17 protein-coding genes and 5 pseudogenes are annotated in these 24,179 nt (G+C 57.3%); 11 read left to right on the top strand and 11 right to left on the bottom strand.

Annotated elements, in window-relative coordinates; translation table 11 throughout:
- Positions 1–56: 56 nt before the first annotated feature.
- The 3 genes from JQ621_RS09705 to JQ621_RS09695 form a co-directional block, all read right to left on the bottom strand.
- A complete protein-coding gene (locus JQ621_RS09705; protein WP_212234196.1) occupies positions 57–857 on the bottom strand; it encodes an FAD binding domain-containing protein in 801 nt (266 codons plus the stop codon).
- 15 nt (positions 858–872) lie between these two features.
- Positions 873–3,221: a xanthine dehydrogenase family protein molybdopterin-binding subunit gene (locus tag JQ621_RS09700; RefSeq protein ID WP_212234195.1), complete on the bottom strand. Its 2,349-nt coding sequence runs from the start codon at positions 3,219–3,221 to the stop codon at positions 873–875.
- Positions 3,222–3,322: 101 nt separating this feature from the next.
- Positions 3,323–3,808: a (2Fe-2S)-binding protein gene (locus JQ621_RS09695; RefSeq protein ID WP_212234194.1), complete on the bottom strand. Its 486-nt coding sequence runs from the start codon at positions 3,806–3,808 to the stop codon at positions 3,323–3,325.
- Positions 3,809–4,024: 216 nt separating this feature from the next.
- Here JQ621_RS09695 and JQ621_RS09690 point away from each other — a divergent pair.
- Positions 4,025–4,262: pseudogene (locus tag JQ621_RS09690) on the top strand (IS5/IS1182 family transposase); the annotation flags it as partial.
- 140 nt (positions 4,263–4,402) lie between these two features.
- On the opposite strand, the gene JQ621_RS09685 reads toward JQ621_RS09690, so the two are convergent.
- The 3 genes from JQ621_RS09685 to JQ621_RS09675 are packed head-to-tail and all read right to left on the bottom strand — an operon-like array spanning position 4,403 to position 7,259.
- Complete coding sequence (locus JQ621_RS09685; RefSeq protein WP_212234193.1) at positions 4,403–4,858, bottom strand: hypothetical protein; 456 nt, start codon at positions 4,856–4,858, stop codon at positions 4,403–4,405.
- Between the two features lie 35 nt (positions 4,859–4,893).
- Positions 4,894–6,891, bottom strand: coding sequence for a CopD family protein (locus JQ621_RS09680; protein WP_212234192.1), 1,998 nt, complete (start codon positions 6,889–6,891; stop codon positions 4,894–4,896).
- Positions 6,888–7,259: a copper resistance CopC family protein gene (locus tag JQ621_RS09675; protein ID WP_211376012.1), complete on the bottom strand. Its 372-nt coding sequence runs from the start codon at positions 7,257–7,259 to the stop codon at positions 6,888–6,890. Before JQ621_RS09675 ends, JQ621_RS09680 begins: the two co-directional genes overlap by 4 nt.
- Positions 7,260–8,657: 1,398 nt before the next feature.
- On the opposite strand from JQ621_RS09675, the gene JQ621_RS09670 reads away from it, so the two are divergent.
- The 5 genes from JQ621_RS09670 to JQ621_RS09650 all read left to right on the top strand — a co-directional run bounded on the left by JQ621_RS09670 (position 8,658) and on the right by JQ621_RS09650 (position 14,217).
- Complete coding sequence (locus JQ621_RS09670; protein WP_212234191.1) at positions 8,658–10,352, top strand: PQQ-dependent methanol/ethanol family dehydrogenase; 1,695 nt, start codon at positions 8,658–8,660, stop codon at positions 10,350–10,352.
- A 24-nt stretch (positions 10,353–10,376) separates the two neighbouring features.
- The gene (locus tag JQ621_RS09665; protein WP_212234190.1) at positions 10,377–11,588 is read left to right on the top strand and encodes a c-type cytochrome; all 1,212 of its coding nucleotides are present in this window, start codon (positions 10,377–10,379) and stop codon (positions 11,586–11,588) included.
- 133 nt (positions 11,589–11,721) lie between these two features.
- On the top strand, positions 11,722–12,405 hold the full coding sequence (locus tag JQ621_RS09660; protein WP_212234189.1) for a response regulator: 684 nt from the start codon (positions 11,722–11,724) through the stop codon (positions 12,403–12,405).
- A gap of 273 nt (positions 12,406–12,678) precedes the next feature.
- Positions 12,679–13,071, top strand: a complete 393-nt coding sequence (locus JQ621_RS09655) for a substrate-binding domain-containing protein (protein ID WP_212234188.1) — start codon at positions 12,679–12,681, stop codon at positions 13,069–13,071.
- A gap of 450 nt (positions 13,072–13,521) precedes the next feature.
- Complete coding sequence (locus tag JQ621_RS09650; protein WP_212234187.1) at positions 13,522–14,217, top strand: response regulator; 696 nt, start codon at positions 13,522–13,524, stop codon at positions 14,215–14,217.
- Positions 14,218–14,271: 54 nt separating this feature from the next.
- Here JQ621_RS09650 and JQ621_RS09645 read toward each other — a convergent pair whose 3' ends face one another.
- From JQ621_RS09645 to JQ621_RS09630, 4 genes and pseudogenes are all read right to left on the bottom strand, one after another.
- On the bottom strand, positions 14,272–15,621 hold the full coding sequence (locus JQ621_RS09645) for a hybrid sensor histidine kinase/response regulator (RefSeq protein ID WP_211376205.1): 1,350 nt from the start codon (positions 15,619–15,621) through the stop codon (positions 14,272–14,274).
- Positions 15,621–16,796 carry an FIST N-terminal domain-containing protein gene (locus tag JQ621_RS09640; protein WP_211376016.1) on the bottom strand — a complete coding sequence of 392 codons (1,176 nt, stop codon included), beginning with the start codon at positions 16,794–16,796 and terminating at the stop codon, positions 15,621–15,623. The genes JQ621_RS09645 and JQ621_RS09640 overlap by 1 nt, the downstream gene beginning before the upstream one ends.
- Before the next feature lie 220 nt (positions 16,797–17,016).
- Positions 17,017–17,514: pseudogene (locus JQ621_RS09635) on the bottom strand (transposase); the annotation flags it as partial.
- A 123-nt stretch (positions 17,515–17,637) separates the two neighbouring features.
- Positions 17,638–17,797 (bottom strand): annotated as a pseudogene (locus tag JQ621_RS09630) (IS3 family transposase); the annotation flags it as partial.
- A gap of 439 nt (positions 17,798–18,236) precedes the next feature.
- Here JQ621_RS09630 and JQ621_RS09625 point away from each other — a divergent pair.
- Both JQ621_RS09625 and JQ621_RS35995 read left to right on the top strand, forming a co-directional pair.
- On the top strand, positions 18,237–19,922 hold the full coding sequence (locus tag JQ621_RS09625) for a putative bifunctional diguanylate cyclase/phosphodiesterase (RefSeq protein ID WP_312015404.1): 1,686 nt from the start codon (positions 18,237–18,239) through the stop codon (positions 19,920–19,922).
- Between the two features lie 15 nt (positions 19,923–19,937).
- A pseudogene (locus JQ621_RS35995) lies at positions 19,938–20,071 on the top strand (IS5/IS1182 family transposase); the annotation flags it as partial.
- Positions 20,072–20,453: 382 nt separating this feature from the next.
- Here the strand turns inward: JQ621_RS35995 and JQ621_RS36115 are convergent.
- A pseudogene (locus JQ621_RS36115) lies at positions 20,454–20,761 on the bottom strand (IS110 family transposase); the annotation flags it as partial.
- A 378-nt stretch (positions 20,762–21,139) separates the two neighbouring features.
- Between JQ621_RS36115 and amoC the strand changes: the two are divergent.
- The 3 genes from amoC to amoB all read left to right on the top strand — a co-directional run bounded on the left by amoC (position 21,140) and on the right by amoB (position 24,122).
- The gene (amoC, locus tag JQ621_RS09615; protein ID WP_212234185.1) at positions 21,140–21,919 is read left to right on the top strand and encodes a bacterial ammonia monooxygenase, subunit AmoC; all 780 of its coding nucleotides are present in this window, start codon (positions 21,140–21,142) and stop codon (positions 21,917–21,919) included.
- A gap of 143 nt (positions 21,920–22,062) precedes the next feature.
- Complete coding sequence (locus JQ621_RS09610; RefSeq protein WP_249125015.1) at positions 22,063–22,866, top strand: methane monooxygenase/ammonia monooxygenase subunit A; 804 nt, start codon at positions 22,063–22,065, stop codon at positions 22,864–22,866.
- A gap of 8 nt (positions 22,867–22,874) precedes the next feature.
- Positions 22,875–24,122 (top strand): bacterial ammonia monooxygenase, subunit AmoB, encoded by a 1,248-nt coding sequence (gene amoB / locus JQ621_RS09605; RefSeq protein ID WP_212234184.1) that lies wholly within the window; start codon positions 22,875–22,877, stop codon positions 24,120–24,122.
- Positions 24,123–24,179: the final 57 nt, after the last annotated feature.

Here is a 24,179-nt window from a genome sequence, read left to right as displayed (position 1 = left end):
GTATTGTCATCGCGGAAGCTTGCCGACATCTGCGTTCGTGGTGCTCAAATTCTTCTTCACCCTGCATGTTCGACAGCGCGTTGTGCCATCACCTTGATCAGATTGGCGCGATAGGCCGACGATGCCTGGATATCCGTCAATAGCCCGTCGGCGGCAATCCTGACGCCGTCGAGCGCGCCCGGCGACCAGTTCGCCTTCAGCGCCGCCTCGATGGCCGGCACCCGCATGACGCCGCTCGAGGATGCGCCGGTGGCGGCGACGCGGACGTCGCCGGATTTGGTCCTGGCGACGAACACCCCGGTCAGCGCGAAGCGCGAGGCCGGATGCGGAAACTTGGCATATCCCGCCTTGGCCGGGATCCGGAAGGACACGGCGGTGATGATCTCGCCGCCCTGGAGCGCTGTCGCAAACAGGCCTTTGAAGAAATCATCCGCCGCGATCGAGCGCTTGTTGGTCTTGATCGTTGCGCCGAGCGCGAGCACTGCCGCCGGATAGTCCGCGGCGGGATCGTTGTTGGCGATCGAGCCGCCGATGGTGCCGCGATGGCGTACGGCCGGATCGCCGATCAGCGAGGCGAGGTGGGCCAGCGCCGGAATCGCCTTCTGCACAGGTCCGCTTCCGGCCACGTCGTAATGGGTTGTCGCCGCTTTGATTGTCACCGCGTCGGCGAAAACCTCGACGCCGACGAGATCCTTGATCTTCCCGAGGTCGATTACGTCGGACGGCGAGGCCAGCCGCTGCTTCATCACCGGAATCAGGGTATGGCCGCCGGCCAGATATTTCGACTCCGTGCCCTTTGTGAAAAGGGCGGCAGCCTCGTCGACGGAGGAGGGACGATGGTAAGTTGTCTCGTACATGATACCTGTTCCCTCTTATGTTGCGTTGCCGTGGATCGCGTGCCACACCCGGTCGGGTGTCGCCGGCATCTCGAGCTTGTTGTTACCGATCGCGTCCGTGATGGCATTGATGACGGCGGCCGATGCGCCGATCGCACCGGCCTCGCCGCAACCTTTGACGCCGAGCGGATTGCCCGGGCACAGCGTCGTGGTGTGGTTCAGTTTGAACGACGGCAGATCGTCCGCACGCGGCATGGTGTAGTCCATGAAAGACGCGGTCACGAGCTGGCCAGAGCTGTCATAGACCGCGCCTTCGAGCAGGGCCTGGCCGATGCCTTGCGCCAGACCGCCATGGACCTGACCTTCGACAATCATCGGATTGATCAGCCGGCCGAAATCGTCGGCCGCGACGAAATTGACGAAGGAGGTCTTGCCGGTGCCGGGATCGACCTCGAGCTCGCAGATATAGGCGCCCGCCGGGAAGGTGAAGTTGGTGGGATCGTAAAACGCGGTTTCCTTAAGGCCGGGCTCCATGCCGTCGGGCAGATTGTGCGCGGTATAGGCGGCGAGCGCGACCATCGGCAGCGCGATCGATTTGTCGGTGCCCGTGACCTTGAACTCGCCGTTCTCGATGACGATGTCGCCCTCGGACGCCTCGAGCAGATGCGCCGCGATCTTCTTGCCCTTGGCTTCGACCTTTTCCATTGCCTTGACGATCGCGGTGCCGCCGACCGCGAGCGAGCGTGAGCCATACGTGCCCATGCCGAACTGTACCTTGTCGGTGTCGCCGTGGACGATCTGCACCTGGCTGATCGGAACGCCGAGACGTTCGGAAACAAGCTGCGCGAAGGTGGTCTCATGGCCCTGGCCGTGACTATGCGAGCCGGTGAGGACTTCGATGGTGCCGACCGGGTTGACGCGAACCTCAGCGGATTCCCACAGGCCGACGCCGGCCCCGAGGCTGCCGACCGCCTTCGACGGCGCGATGCCGCAGGCCTCGATGTAACAGGAGAGGCCGATGCCGCGCAGCTTGCCTTCGGATTTGGCCTTCGCCTTGCGCGCGGGGAAGCCGGCGTAATCGATCGCCTTCATCGCGGCATCGAGCGAAGCGCCGAAGTCGCCGATGTCGTAGGCCATGATCACGGGCGTCTGATGCGGGAATTGCGTGATAAAATTCTTGCGGCGCAATTCCGCCGGATCGGCCTTCAACTGCCGTGCCGCGGTTTCCATCAATCGCTCGATCAGAAAGCTCGCCTCCGGGCGGCCGGCGCCTCTGTAGGCGTCGACCGGGGTGGTGTTGGTGTAGACGCTGATCACCTCTGCGAAGATGTTGGGGATATTGTACTGGCCCGACAGCAGCGTCGCATAGAGATAGGTCGGCACCGAGGAGGAAAACAGCGACATATAGGCGCCGAGATTGGCGTGGGTCTTTACCCGCAGGCCGAGAATCCTGTTGTCCTTGTCGAACGCCATCTCCGCCTTGGTGATATGATCGCGGCCGTGGGCGTCGGTAAGAAAGGCCTCGGTGCGATCACCGGTCCACTTCACCGGGCGCCGCACCTTCTTGGAGGCCCACAGCGCCACCATCTCTTCCGGATAGATGTAGATCTTCGAGCCGAAACCGCCGCCGACGTCCGGCGCGATCACCCGCAGCTTGTGCTCCTGCGCGATGTTGTAGAATGCCGACAGCACGAGGCGCGCGACATGCGGATTCTGCGACGTGGTGTACAGCGTGAAATGTTCTTCCGCCTCGTTGTATTCCGCGATCGCCGCGCGCGGCTCCATCGCGTTGGGAACCAGGCGGTTATTGGTGAGTTCGAGCGAAACCACATTGGCCGCCTTGCTGAAGGCGTCCTTGACCGCAGCCTCGTCACCGATCGCCCAGTCGTAGATCACGTTGCCCGGGGCCTCCGGGTGAAGCTGTGGCGCGCCCGGCTTGATCGCCGCGCGAATATCGGCGGCGGCGGGAAGTTCCTGGTAGTTGACGACGACGGCTTCCGCCGCATCCTTGGCCTGGTTCTTGGTCTCGGCGATCACTACCGCGACGGCCTGGCCTACGAAGCGCACGGTATCCGGCGCCATCGCCGGCCACGCACCCATTTTCATCGGCGTACCGTCCTTGGAGGTAATCGCCCAGCCGCAGATCAAATTGCCGACCTTGTCATCGACGATCTGCTGTCCGGTCAATACGCCAACCACGCCGGGCATTTTCATCGCCGCCGAGGAGTCGATGCTCTTCACCTTGGCATGCGCGTGCGGGCTGCGGACGAAATGGGCATAGGTCATGCCCTGCAGCTTGATGTCGTCGACATAGCGACCCTTGCCGGTGATGAAACGCCGGTCTTCCTTGCGCACCACGCTGGCGCCAATACCTTCAACACCCATTGCATTTCTCCCTGTCGGACCGCGTGACCTCGTAGAATTCTCAACAGACGCCGATCGCAGCCGGTTTTGATTGCTTGAAACCCTGACCGACGCATCAGGGACTATTCCGCGGCTTGCGCGACCTTCATGCGGCCGGCGGCGTCGAGCACCGATTTGACGATGTTGTGATAGCCGGTGCAGCGGCAAATATTGCCTTCCAATTCGTGCCGGACGGTTTCCTCGTCGAGCTTGCCGCCGTGGCGATGGACGATGTCGATCGCCGACATTATCATCCCCGGCGTGCAGTAGCCGCATTGCAGGCCGTGATTGTCGCGGAACGCAGCCTGCATCGGGTGCAGTTCGTCGCCCTTGGCGATACCCTCAATGGTGGTGACATTGGCGCCGTTGGCCTGTCCGACCAGCACCGTGCAGGATTTGACCGCCCGCCCGTCGATATGCACGACACAGGCGCCGCACTGGCTGGTGTCGCAGCCGATATGGGTGCCGGTCAAATTCAGATGATCGCGCAAGAGATGGACAAGAAGAGTTCGGTCTTCGACATCGGCCGAGACAGCCTTGCCGTTCACCGTCAATTTGACTGTAGACACGCGTGGTACCTCCCGGACATTTTTAGTTAGTCTAAACTCAATAAAACCATCACTGGAAGACTTTGTAACCGCGATCTTGGTAGTAGATGTTTTCAAGCCAATCGTATGATTTATCTTGGCTCCCACGCAATTCCATCGCGTCTATTTTCCTCAAGCTTGGGGCCTAACCAAGCGCTCAACGAAAGCAAAGATTTTAACAGCAGACGCCGCCGTGCCCGCGCCCCGGGCGGTCAGTTCGTGCTGCACGCCAGGGCCGCTGCCCGGCAATCCCTATGACGGTCACACCCCGCGTGACGTCATCGAGGATACCCAAAAGCGTACCGGCTGCGAGATCGAACGTGGCTATGTCGACAAGGGATACCGCGGTCACGATGCGCAAAATCCGCACTGCGTCTTCATCTCCGGCCAGAAGCGCGGCGTCTTCGGCACCATCAAGCGCGAACTGCGACGCCGCCAACGCCATTCTCTCTTAGGTCGGCTACTTCCGCCGAGTCCTCGCAAGGCTGAGGTTCTTTTGCGCCGAATCCTGATCGCGCTCTTGCGCCTCTCGATCAGCCGATCAGCTCTCAATCCAGCTCTTTAACGGACGATTACTTACTTAGTAACGGTCACTTCGACTTTTTGTTCGGAAGATTCTATGGGCTGGTGCTCGGCGTCTGCCCAGTAGATGCGCAAGTCCCTCTTGCCGGGCTTGACTGGCAGCTCAAACACGAAGAGATAACGATCCTTCCCAAGCCGAATCAACTGATCGGCGACGGGCATCATCATGGTGTCGTCAGATTCGATGTGAAGGTGCTGTCCGTTTGCTAACTCAGTGCTCGCCGTCAAGTTCGCGGACGTCTCGAAGATGATTGCAAGTCGGGTTCCGACTTCGTCGCCGGTTCGAGGCAGCAAGATTTTCAACGGCGAGGTCTGTCGGGGGAGCGCGCCTTGCACCGGAATGGTGGGGGAGCCCTCATGCCGATGACCCTGTGCAAGCGCAAAGGACCCCTGCATCGGGTTAGTAGCGAACAAACAGACACCAATAACAATTTTCAGCTGGGTTTTCATGATGACTCTTCCTTTTGCTGGGTTAGACACAGCCTTCAATGGACATGATCGTCGGGCGGCGGGAATATGCGCGGCTCCGTATTTAGTTTGGCGATTTCCTCCCTCAAACGCTCGGTATTGAACCACCCTTCTTTTTCGTCTTGGGGAATCCATCGAGCCCGGATGTAACCAAACCGATCGATGAGAAACTCAATGCGGTCCTTTTTCATCTCTATTGATTCTCCATCGCCCTGATCTTGCAAGGTCCTAGCAAAAAGGTAATAGCTCTCCCGCACCTCCCCAGTTGAGTCGTCGACCACCGTAAGGCCATTGTTCGGAAATGGCTTCTCGCTACGAGCAACAACGAGTATTTCCAGCCCCTCAGCAAGCAGCTTAACCCGCGCCGATGCCAAGGTGTGCAACCTTTCAAGATCTTGTTTATTCTCGGGGGAAAAGAACACAAGAAGCACATTGGTGTGGTCCCGATAATCACTCAGCGCCTTTGGTTCGCCTCCAACTCTTTCGAAGTAAAAGTTCGGTGCACCGACCCAGGGGCGCAATGGTATAATAGAAAGCGAAAGCACGCGTGCCTCGAAGCCTTGCGAAAATGCGCGCATGAAGTTGATTACATCCCAGCGGTCCAGCTCCGTAAAGGCCGTGGAAAATCCCGGCATTCCGCTTTCTGGTATTCCATTGGAGATCCACCAGAACATGTCTCCCGCAGTATGAAGCGCCGTATGCGGCGCAGTGAGATCGGCTGGTGGTCGCCTCAACGACTTTCCACCTGGTCCGTCGCCGCGCCCGCCCATTCCATGACAGACAGTGCAATTATCTTCGAAGAGTTGTTTTCCCCTGAAAATGGACAATGTCAGGTAAGGAACTTCAGATCGGCGAAATGTATCTGGAAAACTCGGCACGGCGAGTTGCGACAGAGCCACGGCGCCCCCTGCCAATACGGAGACACCTAACGCGGAGCGCCGCCAGAGGCCAGGCGCGAAGTAACGGCACGCAATCAAAGATCCGGCGACCGCAATCAGCAGCCCTCCCGCAACAAACATCCGAGTAGAAGGGACTGGCCAAGTTGCGGCAATCGATATACGCAGCGGTAACCACCAATACGGCTGATCATGGAGCGCAGGCGTCAGTTGCGAGAGAAGGCTGGCCAAGCCGACAATACCCACCGCCAATGTAAATTCGAGAGTTACCCAGCGTACCGCCGTCATATGAAAGGCAGTCGTTGGCTCAGCGCACCGAAGCTGCGGCAGCAGCACCGCGCGGACGAGGTTCGCAATCGCTAATACGCCAAGCAATAGCAGCGCTTTACCGCAAATCGCGAGCCCATAGGGAGTGCCCAAAAGATCGCCCTGACTGCCAACATATTCAGAAGCAATAAATGCCCCCGAAACGATCGTCGTAGCCATACAGATGATCGCCAAACGAGAGAACTGGAGCATGGCGGAGAAGGCGTAGGCACAACGGTGTATGTCTGGAGCCTTTGCGACCAAAAATACGAGCCCTAGCCAACCAGGCAGGCCCCCAATCCATATGCTGACGGCGCATACGTGAATGATACGACAGGCTGTTGACCATCCGATGTCCGCACCAGCGTGTCCGTTCAACGGCCCCATTGCGCAGACCACGGCGGCGACCACCAGCACCAAAAACAGCCCGGTCTCTTCTGCGTGGTCGGTCGCGGCTTTTGCCAGAAACATCGTCGGCGCAAACAACGCCATACCTGCGATCAGTCTGAACATAGACAACTGGCCTACCCGTGTTTGAAACGCGAAAGTCCTCAGCACATCGGGGCGGGCAAGATTCTCTATAAGCGATAGCTCAGCTGTCGACGCAGCCTCAGCAAATAAGACAAAAATGATTGACAGAATGAACAGGGGCACTGCCCACGGAAAGCTTCTTCTGACAACAGAACGCCATGACAAAATGACCTTTTCTTTGGAGCGTCCGCTCAACCAGACGAAAACGGGCCCGCCGATCAACCACGCAAGGCACAGGGTTCCTAAAGTCTTCCAAACTGCGATGAAGGCAACGATTGTCACGGTACAGGCTGTCTTTCCCTCACCGTGAACTGGAAGCCGTATTTAACCACATGACCGTCCTGAGAGAGCACGCGGTACTTCACTGTATAAATCCCTGCAGCCGCTGGCGGAACGGTAGCGCTAAGACACTTGGGGTCGGCGCCGTGCTTAAGCTCCGAAATAGGTATGGTCGTGCCCTTTTCATCTGTGATCTGCACGGTGGAGAACTTGACCTCGACAGGCTCATTGAAACAAAGATCGATATGATCGGGCATGTGAGTGACCACAGCCCTGCTGCCAGGACTCGATCCAACCAGCGCGGCATGGGCAAACGCCCAGTTGGGCCATACTGCAAAAGCAGCGACGGTCAGGAGAGTACGAAGCGACATCTCATTCTTCTCCACCGTATTGTGGTTTCTCTGTATGCATGCGGGCGAACCAGACGCTGCCGAAAAGCGTCGTCGAAACGTCAATTGGCATCAAAGTCACTACGTGCCGCCGGCATATGTCTAGCCCAGGACAATGCAGGCTGATCGGTCGTGCAAGCGCGGCATCGTCACCCGCTTTGGGCATCAGCTCAGCCATTAGCAGTGTCGCTGCACTGCAGGCATAGATCGGTGACATTCTCCGTGACGCGTTCAACGAGGCGCAGTTTGATGCGCTGTGCAATCTCGCGCTGGATGCGCAGGATTTCATGCTCGCGATTGCCATCAGCGAAGACGACATTGTCGGTTGAGAATGTGAGAGTAAAACTTCAAGTATTCGGCAGATAGCAAGGCCCAGCATCCGATGCAACCAGGACCAAAGAATAGCACCTCGCCTATTTTAATTCCGCTATCAGGTGGCTTACCTCACATTCGCTCGCCCTTAAACTCTACGATGTTGTCAACAATGGGATTGAGAATGAGCTCCACAAGTGCCGCAAGCTTGTCCACCGCGTTCCATTTCTCGGTAGAGTAGCTATAGCGACCGTCAAGGGTCCAAGGTTGAGCCGCCCAATGGCACGAGAGAGGGCGCTTCGTCATATTGTCGCGTCCGTCGATCGAATCGGCCGACTCGTGCAGCAGTTGCTCGCTATGGCGCGGCTCCCGAATGCGACTCCGCACCGACAGCCAATCCGAATGCCGCAGTCGCGCGGTCGAGAAGCCAGTACCTAAAGTCGGCGGAAAAGCCGCCGAAGGCAACCTGTCGCCGGTCTTCGAGCCCGCTTACGCCCGCAATATCGCGAGGATTGATCGCTGCTCAAAATTCGGTCCGGAATTTCTCGAAAGGCACGAATTCTGCGGAGAGCGTCTGGGACACAGCGCTACCATACGAACCGGTTGTTTTGCCAAACGCGCCGTCGTTGATCCCTTGACCTCCCTCTCGCCAACATTGCCGACGTCGGTTCCGATTGTAAATCCGAACAGATGCTCGGTGTCGAAGCCATCGGCCTTGCCGGTTGCGGGGGGAGCACGAACAACACCAACGCGATGAATCCGAAGCGATGGTAAGGAGGCAACAATTCGCGCTTCAGGCTTCATCTTGCTGCACTGCACTATCAAAAAGCAACCGCGCGCGAGCTTCTCCTCGTTCGACGGCAGGAACAATTCCCGATTATAATCGAGACTACTACCTTCTGCCTATACGATGTACCAAATTCTGATGCTGTAATTCCGGCGCGACGGCGCGCCGCAAGCGTGCACGTCGAAGCTTAGCATAAGCACCCCGCGAACCCAGTTCATCGAGTTGCGAACGCGGCAAATCATATCGGGAGGATACAGATGACGTTGAGGAGCAGGGGATTCTTGGCCGGCGTGTCCATCGTCGCCAGTCTGGTTGCCGGGACGTTTAGCGTAAGCGCCAACGACTCGGTCGTCAAAGCAGTGTCCGATTCTAATCAGTGGGCCGTCGCAGGGCACGATTACGCCAACACGCGCTTCAGCCCGCTTAAGCAAATCAACGCCGAGAACGTCGGCAAGCTGTCGCTGGTGTATTCGTTCTCACTCGCATCATTGCGCTCGAATGAGTCCTCGCCGCTCGTCATCGGCAATACGCTTTATGTGACCACATCGTGGGGTCCGAAATACGTTTATGCGCTCGATGCCGCGACTGGCGCGCGCAAGTGGACCTATGAGCCGGAAATTCCCGATGACGTGCTGCAATACGCCTGCTGCGACGTGAATAATCGAGGTGTATCGTATGCCGACGGCAAGCTGTTTGTCGGGCGCCTTGACGGTAAGCTGACGGCGCTTGATGCCGCGACAGGTAAGGCGATCTGGACCACGACCGTTGTCGATTACAAGCAGGGATCGGTCATCACATCGCCGCCGTTGGTGGTGCGCGATAAGGTCATCACCGGCTTTGGCGGCGGCGAATATGGTGTTCGCGGATCGCTTCAGGCGTTCGACATCGCCACCGGCAAACAGGTCTGGCAGACCTTCACCGTTCCGGCACCAGGCGAGCCTGGCAGCGACACATGGAAGGGCGACACCGGGCTGCATGGTGGTGGTGCTGCATGGCTGGTCGGCTCTTATGATGCCAAATCCGATACGGTTTACTGGGGCACCAGCAACCCTGGCCCCTGGAACACTGGCGTTCGGTCCACTGGTGATGGCAATTTCGGCAAGCTGACAAACCTCTACACGGCGTCGACGCTTGCGCTCGATCCCAACACCGGCAAGATCAAGTGGCACATTCAGCAGACTCCCGCTGACGCTTGGGATTATGACGGCGTGAACGAACTCGTCCTTGCCAACCTGAAAATGGATGGAAAGGAAGTTCCGGCGTTAATGAAGGCGGATCGCAACGGCTTCTTCTTCGTCGCCAATCGCGATACCGGAAAGGTTCTTTCGGCGGAAAAATTCGTCGCTTCGACCAACTGGGCCAAGAAATGGGACGTAACCACAATGCGAGCGGTCGAGGATCCTGACAAGCGCCCAGGTCCCGGCCATCCCGCCAAGGACATCTGTCCAAACCTGATCGGCGGCAAGAACTGGCAGCCGATGTCATTCAGTCCGGAAACCGGCCTCGTCTATATTCCGACCAACAACGTCTGCATGGATTGGTCGGTGAGCGATGTCTCCTACAAGCGCGGCGTCTTCTACCTCGGCGCCGAATTTCCGACCAAGGAAGGCCCAGGCGGATTCCTTGGCGAACTCGTAGCTTGGGATCCGGTGAACAGCAAGAAGGTCTGGTCGATCAAGCAGGACCTGCCTTTTAACGGCGGTACATTGGCGACCGGAGGCAACCTTGTATTTTACGGCAACCTGCACGGCGACTTCCACGCGATCGATGCGAAAAATGGTAAGATTCTCTGGAAGAAAAACCTTGGTTCTGGTATCGGCGCTGGTCCGGTCACCTATTCGGTGGACGGCAAGCAATATGTAGCCGTGGTCGTTGGCCGTACCGCATCTCTTCCGGCGTTCCTTGGAGATGTGGGCAAGAAAATGACTGCCGCCGCGCCAGAAGGCGGCGCATTGTTCGTCTTTGCGGTTCAATAAAAACTAAACGACAGGGAGTTGAGGATGCTAGCAAAGCTACTGGGCACACGTGGATCGTCCAGCGACAAATGCAACGCTTGTGTCCACGCGAGTATCCCCGCTGTTGTTGTCGTTCTCACGCTTCTGGCGCCGGCTTCACAGGCCGGCGCCGACGACGCGCAGCCGCTGCGGCTTTGCGCCGATCCGACCAATCTGCCATTCTCAAGCGATAATCCCTCGATGCCGGGCGTCTACCTGGAAATTGGGCAGGCTCTCGGCAAGGCGCTGGGGCGTCCGGTCAGCTATGACTGGTACAAATCCTATTTCGGCAAACGCACAGTACGCGTCACGCTGCTGGGCAAACAATGCGATGCCATGATCGGCCTGACGCCCAGCGAGGATTTCATGGGGCCGGCGGTCATCTTCTCGAAGCCGATCATCAAGGAAGGTTATGCGCTGGTGACCGCAAAGGGACGCAAGGTTTCCAGCATCGACGATCTCAAACAACTCCGCGTGGCGGTGCAATATCAATCGACGCCCCAAAATATTCTTGCGCTGCGCGATGATATAGAAAAGAAAACCGTACTTAGCCCCGAAGAAGGCATGAGGGCGCTCGACGAGGGCAAGGTCGATGTCACGTTCATCTGGGGTCCCGTCGCAGGCTGGCTCAACAAGACCGAATATGGCGGCCGCTACGATATCCAGAGCACCGATGGCGACGGCCTGCTGTGGCCCGTGGCAATTGGCTTTGCAAAAGGCTCAACGGAATTGCGGGATCAGGTTGATGCGCAGATCCCGGGGCTGGCAGCACTGATTCCCGACCTCTCGGCCAAGTATGGCTTTCCGACCGACATCCCAATCAAGCTGAGCGCAGTCGCGCAGCCAGCGGTCATGCATGCCGCCTTGGACACACCGGCGCTACCCGTCGTTCTGGCACAGGCGACAGCCACCCTTACGGCGGCCAATTCAGCAGCCGAGACGCCCGTAGCAACTCCTGAAGCGGTGAGCGAGGGGCGCGAAATTTTCAACGGTACGTGCGCACACTGCCACGGTCCTGACGCCGTACAGAGCGAACGTCGCATCGACCTTCGACGGCTACGAGTTCGGTATGGCGATAACATGCGCAATACGTATTGGAAGACCGTTCACGAGGGACGCCCGGCGAAGGGGATGCCCGCATGGAACGAAGTATTCAAAGATAACCAGCTTAACAACGTGTACGCTTATCTGATGACCGTACAAAGCCCCGCGGAATAACCTGAACTGAATTTGACGCTGCGAACAGGTATCGGAAGCTCACTAGGTTGAGAGGCTTATTCGTATCCATCCTAAGGCAAGGGCAAAGCATGGTGGCGACTGGCAGGTTTCTCCTGAGGGCCGAGGCAAGGACATGACGAGCTTTCTGATTATCGACGATCATCCACTGTTTCGCGAAGCCCTGGGCAACGCAGTGCGTCTGGCTCATACGGATGCCCGGATCCTCGAGTCGATGTCGATCAAGGGTGCGCTCGATATCCTTTCGTCTGAACAAGGAATCGACCTCGCCCTGCTCGACCTTTGCCTTCCGGATGCCGCAGGATTTTCGGGCTTTTTGCGCCTGCGCGAAACCTATCCTCGATTGCCTGTCGCGATCGTATCGAGCGACGAGGACCAGAAAATCGTTCGTGAAGCGCTTTCGCTCGGTGCTGCCGGATATATACCGAAATCGACGTCAAAGAGTGAATTGGCCCTTTCCATCGCGCGCGTGCTCAGTGGTTCGATTTCCGTTCCGAAAAATTTTGTGGTTCGAAACGAGCCATGCGACGCAGATTTCGCGCAGGTTCTGCGCGCGCGGCTGCGGGAACTAACCCCCCAGCAGCTTCGCGTGCTGGATCTGATCCGGTGCGGATTTCAGAACAAGCACATCGCCGTCGAACTCAAACTCGCAGAATCGACCGTCAAGGGACATGTTACGGAGATTTTGCGCAAGCTGAAGCTCTTCAGCCGCAACAAGGCCATCATCGAGATTGGCAAGATCAATTTGTCGGATCCGAAACAGCAAGCCTCTCGGCTTGATCGCGCGAAGCCGACATGATGAGCCCTGACGGCAGACAAACCGGATGTTCTTCTCAAGCGAACGGACCTTCAAAACTATCGCCGCAATCGCTGGCCCGTTTCGAGTTGAGGGAGGATTTTCCCCGGGAATGACAGAATGCTCCGGGTTCTCATCGCGGCTTTTCTTATCGTTGGCGCTTCTCAAACGTTCGCGGCCGATCAATGGCGAATCGGTTTGCAAAAAACCGGTACGTTTGCCTGACAACTGGACGTTATCCGTCGCCATCATCTTGCCGGCGCCGCGAACCTGGATTTGACCAGCGAGGAATTCGCCTCGCCGGATGCGGGCAAGCTCGCGCTCAATTCTGGTTCGGTCGACCTGGCGGTCGTTGATTGGCTCTGGGGCGCGCTTGGAACAAAAATAAAATTCTACCCTTATTCCACGTCTGTCGGCGCGATCATGATCGGAAGGGATTCGCCGATTCATGACATCGCGGACCTCAAGGGCCGCACGCTGTCTATCGCGGGCGGGCTGCTCGACAAGGGTTGGCTCGTCGTTCAGGCTGCTGATACGCAGGGGCGTCACCCGGTAGTCTCAGAACACTCTCTCTCGACGCCGCCTCACTCGCCTGCTTTTACTCCGCCGCGCTGGCCAAGATCCTCTCCGCCGTTGACAGATATTCTATTCTTCGACGGCACTTCGTGAAGCTAGCCGATCTTGATTTGCAAGGGTTGCGCGCCAAGACATACGCAGGTCCCCCAGAAGGATCGCGCCAACGGCAGGGCAAAAACGGTGCAAGAGTGCGCTACTTGGGTGATTTCGGGGGGCAAGTTCCGCTGCGGCTCTCGCAGTGCGGCAGCCCCTCCTATCCAGCCTCCAAATCGTAAATCGGCACCAGAGTATTTCCCCAGCCTGCGGGGATTTTCCTTTATGATCTACAAGACTTACCATGACGCAAGGACTACATGGTAGTAGGTCGCGAATGCCGTCCTGCATCGATCAATGGCCTCGGACGGCCCCGGCAAACGATGGTTCGCAGCTTACGGCCAGCTCCAAAAAGTGACTTCCGCCACAGGTCGCAACTGGCTATATGGAGGGACGTTCTGCATTATTTCGTTCCGGATATATTGTGACCGATACAAGGATCGTTGCAACGTGACGCGATTTTTGATTGTCGAAGACCATCCCTTGTTTCGCGAAGCGCTGGAAAGCGCCGTTTGCGTCGCCATACCCGACGCGGAAATCTTCCAAGCAGCGTCGATCGACGAGGCATTGGAAGTGCTTTCTTCGACCCATCAAATAGACCTTGTCCTGCTCGATCTTTCGATGCCCGGCACCATCGGGCTTTCCGGTGTCATGCGCATTCGGAAAGCATTTCCGAAGAGTCCCATCGTGATCGTTTCTGGCTACGAGGATTTGGAAATTGTCCAGAGCGTTCTCGCGCTCGGGGTCTCCGGTTACATTCCCAAATCGACATCGAAGCGCGAACTCACGGACTCCATTGGTGAAGTATTGCGAGGAACCATCTATCTTCCCAAGCGCTATCGGGAAGCGGCAAGAACGCGACGACCCAGGGTCGACAATCGGGAGCTGCTTAAAAGCCTTCACGATCTGACGCCGCAGCAACTGCGTGTACTGGACATGTTGCGCAGGGGTCTACAGAACAAGCAAATTGCTTATGAACTTAAGATTTGCGAAACTACGGTCAAGGTTCATGTGTCGGATATTTTACGCAAATTGAACGTATTTAGCCGTACCAATGCCATCATAGAAATCTCGAAAATCGATTTTGCGAGTCTGATCTGTTCTCCTCCGGTCAAGCATCAGGTATCTGAGCGTATCGAGACGTAATAGGCCTTGCGGCCGCTTGATCGACCGATACAACGCGATTCGAATGAGCCCATCTCAAGCCAACAGGAATGATAACAGAGATCGCATCTCAGCGGGTTTGACAGGCTTCTTAAGGAGTTCAATGCCGTAGATCGAAGCCTCCCTCGCTGCCTCTACCGAATAGTCCGCAGTGACTATCATGGCGGGAATTTCGATCCTGACCTGCTGGCGTACCGCACTGATGGCCTCCAGACCGCTTTCATTGCCGTCTAGATGAAGATCCGCGATGATCGCATCAGGCGCGCCGCCGAGTGCTCCGATTCGCTCCAACGCATCTGCTGCGGATATCGTCTTGGCGACGTCGCATCCCCATTCTTCAAGCAGGAAGGCCATCGCCTCCGCGCTCGATGAATCGTTTTCAACGAGCAGTATTTTTGCACCTTCGAGTCCGCTGTATTGGAAGTCGACATATTGAAGCTCGCGCCCCGTCTCCGGGTACGCCTCGAGTTCTGTACGAGGCAGGGTGACAGAAAAGGACGAGCCGTGACCTACGCGCGAAGCAAGATGAATTTCATGGCCGAGAGCCGTCGCGAAGCGGCGCACGATCGATAGACCAAGCCCGAAACCGGCTTCATCTCCGTCGCCTGCTTCACCGCGCTGGAATTCCAGAAAGATCGCTTGCCGCTGGCCTTCGGGTATACCAGGTCCGGTATCATGAACTTGTATCTGGAGTTTGTCGCCCTTCTGCCGGCAACCCATCAGGACTCTGCCTTTCTGAGTGTACCTGAGGGCGTTGGCCAACAGATTCTGCAAAATCCGGCGAAGCATCATCGGGTCTGAAATCACCGCGTGGGACGACGGCTGAATCGTCAATGACAAGCCTCGCTTCGCGGCAAACGGCGCGAATTCCTGTTTAAGCGGGTCGAACAAGGACGAAATCAATAGCGGACGCGGTTCCGGCTTCAAAACGCCGACGTCGAGCTTGGAAATATCGAGCAGTGTTCTTAGCAAATCCTCAAGCGTAAGCAAGGACCGGTCAACTTGCTCGATGAGCGCGGTTCCCTGTTCCGAAACAGCCATCTCTGCGAACGCCGAGAGCGTCAGCCTCGCCGCATTTAACGGCTGTAGGAGATCGTGGGTTACGGAAATCAACACGGAAGATTTCAGCGAACTGGCCGCCTCGGCCTGCTGTTTGGCACGATAGAGATAGCCGTTGGTGCGCTCAATCGAACGTAACGCCTCCTGCAATTGTTGGGTTCGGCTGCGAACCTGATGATCCAGCGCGATAGCCGTCTCGAACAATGAAAACGCATTGGATTGCTGATCCATCGACCGTTCCACGCGTGACATCAGCGCGGCGTTGATCTTCCTGAGTTTCGTGGTCTCCCGTTGCAGCGCCTCTACGGAATCTTGATCTTGCGGCATCATGGCGAAACCGGCCTCTTGCCGATCGCAACTCCGGTCAATGTCTGGTTCAGGTGCATTGCGCGGTACTGTTCGCCGTAGGTGTGAAACCCGACCACCCGATTTTCGCGATAAAGTTCAGACATGTCGCGGGCGAATTGATGCTGTTCCGCATCCAGCCGCCGAAACAGACATTCAAAGCCGATATAGAGCGAGACCTCGCCGATCTCTGCCCGTGTTTCAGCAAACAGCTCGAGCATTGCTCCGATCGGATTACGGGCTTTCGCTACGGTGAGGACCATTCCTTCATCGATAGCGCAGTAAAAATTGAGAGATCCGTCGTCAGGATTTACCCGCTGGATCGAGCGTGCATAGTACGTGCCGCCGGCCCGGACAAGAACGGGATGAGAAGCAAACGAAAACATATCAAGGTGGGTGTCACCGATTCCAACTGCACGCGAATATTCCTGGGCAGCCGGCTCCGCATTCAGCTCCTTGACAACGCGCAATTCTATATCAGCTTCGGTTACCACCATCTTTGTCGATGTCGGCTCGAAGTTATCGCATTTGAATAGGCGAAAGGGCAGTGACGTTGTCAGAATGATCAGCACCGCGGCGTCGGTATGGGCCTGGCCGTCGCAAAAGACCCACGTCTGTCCAAAACGCAGACCGTCGCCCGCGGATCCTCCAACGACGTGAATATTATCGAGCGACGCGTAGAGCGCCGACATCACCACATCCTCGCGTTTGCACATGCCATCAATCAGCAAAAGTCCAAAGGATTGTCGATCCGCTACTTCTGGCGAACATCGTGTAAATTCTTGCCGCAGCTCGGCGCCAATTCTGCGGCCATCCTCGACCCGAAATTGGGCGAGATCGAGTAATGGCCTCGCGACTGCGCTAAAGTCCTGCGCGCTAAATCCCAGCGCGACAACGCTGTTGTCATCCCAGCCTCCGGGCGCAAGTTCGCCAGCAGTCGTGCAGCCATAGACCGGAATGGGTCCATAGATTTCAGCGATTTCAGCGGCAAACTCGTGCGGATCATAGCAAGGCGAACAAAAGACGATAACAATCGCCAGTCCGTCCCTGGGCAGTTGCCGGGCAATCTCCGCCGCCGCCTCGACTGCCGACGACGCTTTCGCCTGGACGACGGCGACGCCAGATTCATTGCTGAACCGGTGATCGGTCCTACCCACCTGGTTGATCCCTCTCTCGTCAGCCTTGGTGCGTTGCCAAGGCGTTTTTCTTTGGATGATAGGGCTTTCTTCCGACTACCGCAAGAATATGCAACAAAACTCGGCAGGTTGCCCTGCAGGCGGAACTGCTCAAAGGCCGCCATCCATATCTTCTGACGGTGCTTCTTCCGATTGCGCTGCCGGTGACTGGCCTGCTAGGGGGTCGTGCCGCGCGGTGCTAGACTGGAACGCCCGCACGCTTCAAACGCACCGGATTGCTCGTCCAGCTCCCGGGAACGAAGAGACGTAATGCCACCATTACCGGCACTTCACCCCGCGCAAGCGTCAGCGACACCAATGTTTGGCAATTGGCCATCTTGCCGAGAGATGAGACATGTTGCGGAGCGACACCAACCGAACGATCGCCCTTCATCGGAATCGCTGTGTCATTGATGACCGGCACCGCATCTTTGCCGCCGACGAGGCGGTCGGCCTGAATCAACAGGTCCGACTCCAACGGCGCCGCATCCCAGACGCCATCAGCGATGAAATGGTGCAACTGGTCATAGTCGCCCGGCGCCAGCCGCGCCGCCATAGGCTGGACGCTCTTGCGATCGCTCGGCGCGCCCTGTGACCCAGGCAATCCAGGAACGGCTCAAGCCAGCGCGCAAGCTCTTCTTCCCACCTCGACTTTTTCCAACATGGTCGGCCGTCCAAAAGCCGACCACCCATGGATCATTGAAAACCTGATTCGGGAATCCAGTTGCGCCGATCAAACCAAAAAATCTGCCAAAGTAGCGCTAGGCAATTTCTCGGGCTGTTTGAGTCTGTTGTGCGAACTCGTGCGGCGTCAAGTTGCCGAGTGATGTATCAGACACTCCGCGCGGATGGACCCGTTGAAGGTTTTGATGAACGCGTTGTCGCGTCGGCTTGCCTAACCGGCTGAAGTCCAGCGTGACGCTTCGTTGACAGGCCCACAGATCGAGGTCGCGTGAGACAAACTCCGTTCCCGGCTCGACACGACTAAGGCGGCCATCTTGGCGCGACCAATTCGTCGATGAGCTCAAGACGGTCGGCTTGGTGCTATCCGCGGAGAAATTGAGAGGCTTTCCTTTGACGTGAAGGTAACGATCAGGCCCAGTGCGGGCCAGCCGGGTTGAACTGCCGTGACGCAAGGTCAATCTGTCTGCGGAGGACGCGGGTCGGGCAGGGACGGCGGGATCTGGCTGCGGGATGGGGCTGGGTTGAGCCTGCGGTTTGGACCAACCTGCCAAGCTGGACGACTTATAGTGAAGCCGCCGCCTCGGGCCGCTGCCTTCCGCCTGCCTATTAACCGCAGAAATTCACGAAATGCTTACCATCGTTATGTTTTAACAACCGCGCAGGTCTCGTATGCACGAAGGATACATCGAGATCAGGCTTGTATTCGAGCGCGGATAAATACCGTCTGGGGATACTGTCGTGCGTTCGGATCAAAACTATTTGCTGCAAGCCATCCTTGACAATTTCCCCGGCGGGATCTCGGTCATGGATTGCGACCTGCGCATCATCTTTGCCAATCCGGCGGCGCGCCGAGTTCTCGATCTGCCGGACAGCATGTTTGTCGGTGATCCGCCCTTTCTCGAAGAAATATTCCGCTTCAACGCACGCCGCGGCGAATACGGACCCGGCGACGTCGAACAACAGGTTTCGGCCCGAATGGAACTGGCGAAGGCGCGAAAGCCTCACGTATTCGAACGCCAACGTCCCGACGGGATTACCATCGAGGTCCGGGGCGCTCCGGTCGAAGGCGGCGGGTTCGTCACAACATATATCGACGTGACAGAACGGCGCCGCAATGAAGCCCGCATCGAACACATGGCCCATCACGACGCGTTGACCGAACTGCCAAATCGCGTGCTGTTTCATAAACGCCTGGGCGAAGAACTCGCGCGCATCGCCCGCGGTGGCAATCTCGCCGTGCTATGTCTCGACCTCGACCACTTCAAGAATGTCAACGATACGCTCGGTCACCCGGTCGGGGACGTGCTGCTCAAAATGGTGGCGGAACGGCTCAGCAATTGTTTGCGCGACACCGATGTCGTCGCGCGCTTCGGCGGCGACGAGTTCGCGGTTATCATGCCGATAATAGATGGAGATCGCGACGCCGAAGGGCTGGCGCGCAAGCTGATTGATGTTCTGGGTTCCCCTTACGAAATCCAGGGGCAAGAGATCATTGTCGGGGCCAGCATAGGCATCGCGATTGCACCACGCGATGGCGATGCCACCGAGGGGATGCTGCGCAATGCAGACATTGCCTTGTACCGTGCCAAGGTGGATGGCCGCGGGCGTTTTAGCTTTTTTGAGCCGGAAATGGATCGGCGTATCCAGGCGCGGCGGACGCTCGAGCTCGAGCTTCGCAAAGCCTTGAGCAACGGCGAGTTTGAACTCTACTATCAGCCGGTGGTCAATTTGCGAAGTGGCGACGTCAGCGGCTTCGAGGCCTTGCTGCGATGGCATAATCCCGAGCGCGGCATGGTTTCGCCAGCCGAGTTCATTCCTCTCGCCGAAGAAACAGGCCTCATTATTCCGCTGGGCGAATGGGTCTTGCGCAAAGCCTGCGCCGAAGCGATCACCTGGCCGCTCCCCATTAAAGTGGCCGTAAATCTTTCGCCAGTCCAGTTCAAGAGCCGCAATCTGGTCCAGGCGGTTCTGACCGCGCTGGCTTATTCGCGGCTGCCACCCGAGCGGCTGGAGTTGGAGATCACCGAAACCGTGCTTCTAGGCGACACCGACGCGAATTTGGCCACCCTCCATCAACTGCGCAAACTCGGCGTGCACATTTCGATGGACGACTTCGGCACCGGCTATTCTTCGCTAAGCTATCTGCGCAGTTTCCCGTTCGACAAGATCAAGATCGATCAGTCGTTCGTGCGCGAGCTCACGGAACGGCCGGATTGCATGGCAATCGTCCGCGCGGTTGCCGGCCTTGGAACGAGTCTTGGCATCACGACGACGGCGGAAGGGGTCGAAACACAGGAACAGTTCGACCGCCTTTGTGCCGAGGGTTGCACCGAAATGCAGGGATATTTGTTCAGCCCGCCACGGCCGGCAAGCGAAGCTGTGATGTTGATGTTGAGAAACTCTGTCATGGTCGATGTCGCTTGAGCGTGGCTTGAACTTCGATTCCGCGATAGTGACATTCTCCGATACATTTTTGAGACTGTACGGCATGCATGAATGCCGGCCTGATCAAGGGCGAAGCCTTCGCCGTCGATGCAAACATTAGCGAAGCAGACGCCAGCCGTTGTCACGGCAACACCCTGCCATTGAGCTGATAGACGACGACATACAAAGTCGTGCGTGAAAAATTTCTAAGCCATTGAGCGCGAGTCAGTTTTTGGCTCGCTTGCGGGTTTGAGATTGCAGGGTTCAGGCGCGCACAACCTTCGTGGCGCCTCCGGCCGCGCGTCGCAAGAGGTTTTCGTCGAGCTGGCGTCAGCGGTCTTGTATCAATGTATCCGGTCTCTGATTGGAGCGAGTTTTGCTCCGGACCAATATGGATATCAGCGCGCGCGCGTGCGATCTCATTAATGGACAGGCCTCAACGGGCCATTTGGGTCACCAGTGTCGCATGCGCCGGTAAGACCGATCCTGCATCTCTTCTTATCCTCTCGCAAACCTCATCGAGTAAAGGGTGCGGCGGCTTGCCAACAGCATGGGCTCGACCGCCTGCTTGAGCCGCGTCTTCTCTATCGCGACCATCTCGGTCGACTGGCGACAGCGCCTTCAGGGCTTGCTGTTCGGCGGAAGACAGCGGGCGGATCTCGTCGATCATGACAAGAGCGAAGCGCGCAATCAGCCGCGCGTCCAGCCTGTCGGTCTTGGCGCGCCGCCCCCCGGTCTCGCGGAAAGGCCTTGATGCGGCGCGGATTAACGATGCCGATCGCCTCCAACATGAGGCGGCTAACACCCTCGTGCCGGAGCCTGCGGATGCCATCGGCGATGGTAAGCGAAGGCGCTTGCTGCGCGAACGAGGCTGCTGTCATGGATTAGACTTGTATGCCGACTTGCAGCGCCAGGCCGCCGTCCTTGCGACTGTTCGATCGAGAGACCCGACGCAGACGCCGTTGCCGGGCTACGACCGCGCCCGCGACCAGGAATCCAACGAGCTGTCTGCTTCGCCTGTCACTCTACAGTGACAAGGCCAAGATACCGGAATCCACTTTCCGGGATCAGGGCCTTGGGCCGGACGCCAGTCGGATAGGTCCGTCAGGCGCTTCAGCAACGACCGCGGGCAGGTGGGACCCTAATACTAAAGGACCGTATCCCAAGTCATAGGACAATAGTTGACTAAGTTATCATCAGCGAGAGGAGGCGGGACTATGCATGCCATCTTAGAATCTGAGCCGCGGGCGGCTGACCCGCAACATACGAAAAAGCTTATCAATCTCGTGCCGGTGGCCATCTCCTGGGGAGTGCTGCTCGCCATCTACGTAGGGCTTCGGCTTTACCAGCAGGCATTTGCATTCAAGTACGGCCTGGATTCGACATCCCCCGAATTTGCGACCTACTGGCTGACGCTGTTCAAAGTCGAGGTACCGCTTATTTTCGGGGTGGGCTTCGCCATTTGGGCCTACCTTTGGCTCACCCGGGATAAGAACCTCGACAAAATCGACGCCGAAACGGAACTGCGCCGCTACTTTAGCCTCGTCGCGTGGTTCTTGCTGTATACGTTTTCTTTTCTTTGGATCGCTAGCTTCTTTGGTGAGAGCGATGCCACTTGGCATCAAACCGTGATTCGCGACACCGCGCTTACTCCCAGCCATATCGTCGTATTTTACGCTTGTATTCCACTGTATATCATCTTGGGCGTTAGCAGCCTTCTATATGCTACCACGCGGATTCCCAAATTCTCAAAAGGCTATTCGGTGCCGCTCATCATGGCTGTGCTCGGGCCCGGGCTCATTCTGCCGAACCTTGGCTATAACGAGTGGGGCCACGCGTTCTGGCTCACTGAAGAAATCTTCAGCCATCCGCTCCATTGGGGCTTCCCGGTTCTTGGGTGGACCGGCTTTGCTCTTGGCGGCGTCCTTCTTCAGGCGACCATGAGGATGGCGGAGCTTTTCAAAGAGATCGATGGCGCAAACTTGGCGAAAGCCTGACGCCTTGGCTGATGCCGGCGATGGCGGACAATGCGACTGTAGGCGGTGTCTCTGCTGAATCGACTGACTGACAGGTAGGACACCGCCTTCGGCAAAGAACCGTTGCCTAATCATAAGAATACGAATTACCGGGGGGGGGGAGCATGACTGACAACGATCAAGCAATTTTAGCTGCGGCAGAAATGTCGCCAAGAATAGCGCGCTATTCACGAACTTTCGACTACCTGATTGTCGTCATAGCTGCCTTCCTTGTATGGTCCGTTACGCACATCCATTTTCTCCTTTTCGCTGGGGACTGGGATTTTTTTATTGACTGGAAAGACAGACAGTATTGGATTCTGATAACGCCGATAGTCTCCATAATGTCGGCCGCGGCATTTCAGGCGATCTTCTGGACTCTATTTCGCCTGCCAATCGGAGCGACAGCTAGCGCACTTCTGTTTCTGATCGGCGTCTGGATTGTCAGATACCATGCTTGGGAAGGCATGGCCTACTTCCCGCTCAGTCTCGTTGTTCCAGCGACCGGTCTAGTCGGAGCGATGGCACTCGACTTCATCCTTGTGCTGAGCCGAAGCTGGGTTATAACGGCCGTGTTCGGCGGCGTTATTTATGGTCTCTCGTTCTTTCCGACAAACTGGATTTATCTGGCGCCATATTTCCAGCCAGCAGAGCATATGGGTGAGATGGCGTCTGTTGCCGATATCATCGGCTACGTCTTCCCTCGTTCCGGCACGCCTGAATACATAAGAATTATCGAACGCGGAACCTTGCGCACGTTCGGCGACTCCGCCAACTGGGTCTCAGCGTTCTTTTCTGCGTTCGTTTGCATGTTCGCCTACTCGGTGTTCTGGTTGATGGGTGTGGTCGCCTGCACACCCAAATACATACCGGTGGGATACCGCTTCAAGGAGCTTTATGGCGCTAAAATCGATGCGGGTGCTCTATGAGCAAGATAATGAAAAAGGCGACGTTGCTCGTTTGGGCCGCGACGACATTGCTATTTTCCCTTATGGATCAGGCCGCATTCGCGCACGGCGAGCGGGCGACCGAGCCTTACATCAGAACGCGCACTGTGCATTGGTATGACGTCACTTGGTCAACCGATGCGCTTAACGTCAACGATACAGTAACCGTCCAGGGCAAGTTTCACTTATTGAACGATTGGCCGGATTCGGTGAGTCTGCCCAATCTGGTGTTCCTTTCCAACGGCTCGCCCGGCGCCGTCATGACCCGCGTAGAATCGTACATCAACGAAATTCCCGCACGGCAGTCCACCAAGGGTTTGATCGTCGGACGGGATTATGACTTCAAACTCGTTATGAAGGCGCGTAAGGTGGGACAGTGGCACCTTCATCCGGTCATGAACATCCATGGGGCCGGGGCGGTCGTTGGGCCGGGAGAATGGATAACTGTCAGCGGCAACGAAGCGGATTTCAAGGATCCGCTCACGACCTTGACTGGAAACAAGATCGACGATCTGCAAACGTTTGGCGTTTCACGCGTGCAGATGTGGCAGTTTGGGTTCGGGCTGATTGCCGCGGTGTGGATCCTATGGTGGCTGCGCAGGCCCCTCATCATTTCGCGCTGGCTCGTGGTCAAGAAGGGGCGAGAGGACCTTCTCATCACGCCGATGGACGACAAAGTTGCGGCGGCCCTGCTGGTCCTTTTGGCGATCGTGGTGCTGGTCGGATACACCAGAACGACGTCCGAGTTTCCAGAACTGGTTCCGCTTCAATCGGGGTCTCTTTCCACTCCACCACTGCCCAAGCCGCCCCACGCGGTTGAAATCAAGTTCAAGAGGGCCGAGTACGACGTTCCCGGTCGGTCCATGCGCCTGAGCGTAGAGATGACCAATACGTCCGATCAACCCGTGAGCGTTGGCGAGTTCACCACCGCTAACCTGCGTTTCATAAATAAGAGTCTTCCTGCGGCGGTGGCGGCAGTCAGTTCGAAATTTCCGAAGGAGCTGGTCCCCCGGAACGGCCTTGTCATCGACCATCCGGAGCCGCTTGCACCTGGTGAAAGCCGTCTGGTGAACCTGGATACAACGGATGCGGCATGGGAAGTAGAACGTTTGGTGAGCTTTCTTTCTAACGTTGACAGTAGAATGGGCGGATTGCTGTTTTTCTATGACGGGAAAGGCAACCGCTCCATGAGCGAAGTATACGGGCCCATTGTTCCAGTCTTCAAAAAGACGATCTGAAGCCAGGTTTAATAGGACGAAGCTGCGCGATGGTCGATAAGCTCACGATCAGGAGGT

The sequence above is a fragment of the Bradyrhizobium manausense genome (genome assembly GCF_018129685.1).
Classification (GTDB): domain Bacteria; phylum Pseudomonadota; class Alphaproteobacteria; order Rhizobiales; family Xanthobacteraceae; genus Bradyrhizobium; species Bradyrhizobium manausense_D.
This window is presented reverse-complemented; position numbering and strand designations above follow the sequence as displayed.

What these genes read in the sequence shown, in the direction of transcription:
- JQ621_RS09645 (WP_211376205.1), bottom strand. Translation starts at nt 15,621, where the DNA reads ATGCCGCAAGATCAAGATTCCGTAGAGGCGCTGCAACGGGAGACCACG.
- amoC (WP_212234185.1), top strand. Translation starts at nt 21,140, where the DNA reads ATGCATGCCATCTTAGAATCTGAGCCGCGGGCGGCTGACCCGCAACAT.
- amoB (WP_212234184.1), top strand. Translation starts at nt 22,875, where the DNA reads ATGAAAAAGGCGACGTTGCTCGTTTGGGCCGCGACGACATTGCTATTT.
- JQ621_RS09665 (WP_212234190.1), top strand. Translation starts at nt 10,377, where the DNA reads ATGCTAGCAAAGCTACTGGGCACACGTGGATCGTCCAGCGACAAATGC.
- JQ621_RS09610 (WP_249125015.1), top strand. Translation starts at nt 22,063, where the DNA reads ATGACTGACAACGATCAAGCAATTTTAGCTGCGGCAGAAATGTCGCCA.
- JQ621_RS09705 (WP_212234196.1), bottom strand. Translation starts at nt 857, where the DNA reads ATGTACGAGACAACTTACCATCGTCCCTCCTCCGTCGACGAGGCTGCC.
- JQ621_RS09660 (WP_212234189.1), top strand. Translation starts at nt 11,722, where the DNA reads ATGACGAGCTTTCTGATTATCGACGATCATCCACTGTTTCGCGAAGCC.
- JQ621_RS09675 (WP_211376012.1), bottom strand. Translation starts at nt 7,259, where the DNA reads ATGTCGCTTCGTACTCTCCTGACCGTCGCTGCTTTTGCAGTATGGCCC.
- JQ621_RS09700 (WP_212234195.1), bottom strand. Translation starts at nt 3,221, where the DNA reads ATGGGTGTTGAAGGTATTGGCGCCAGCGTGGTGCGCAAGGAAGACCGG.
- JQ621_RS09685 (WP_212234193.1), bottom strand. Translation starts at nt 4,858, where the DNA reads ATGAAAACCCAGCTGAAAATTGTTATTGGTGTCTGTTTGTTCGCTACT.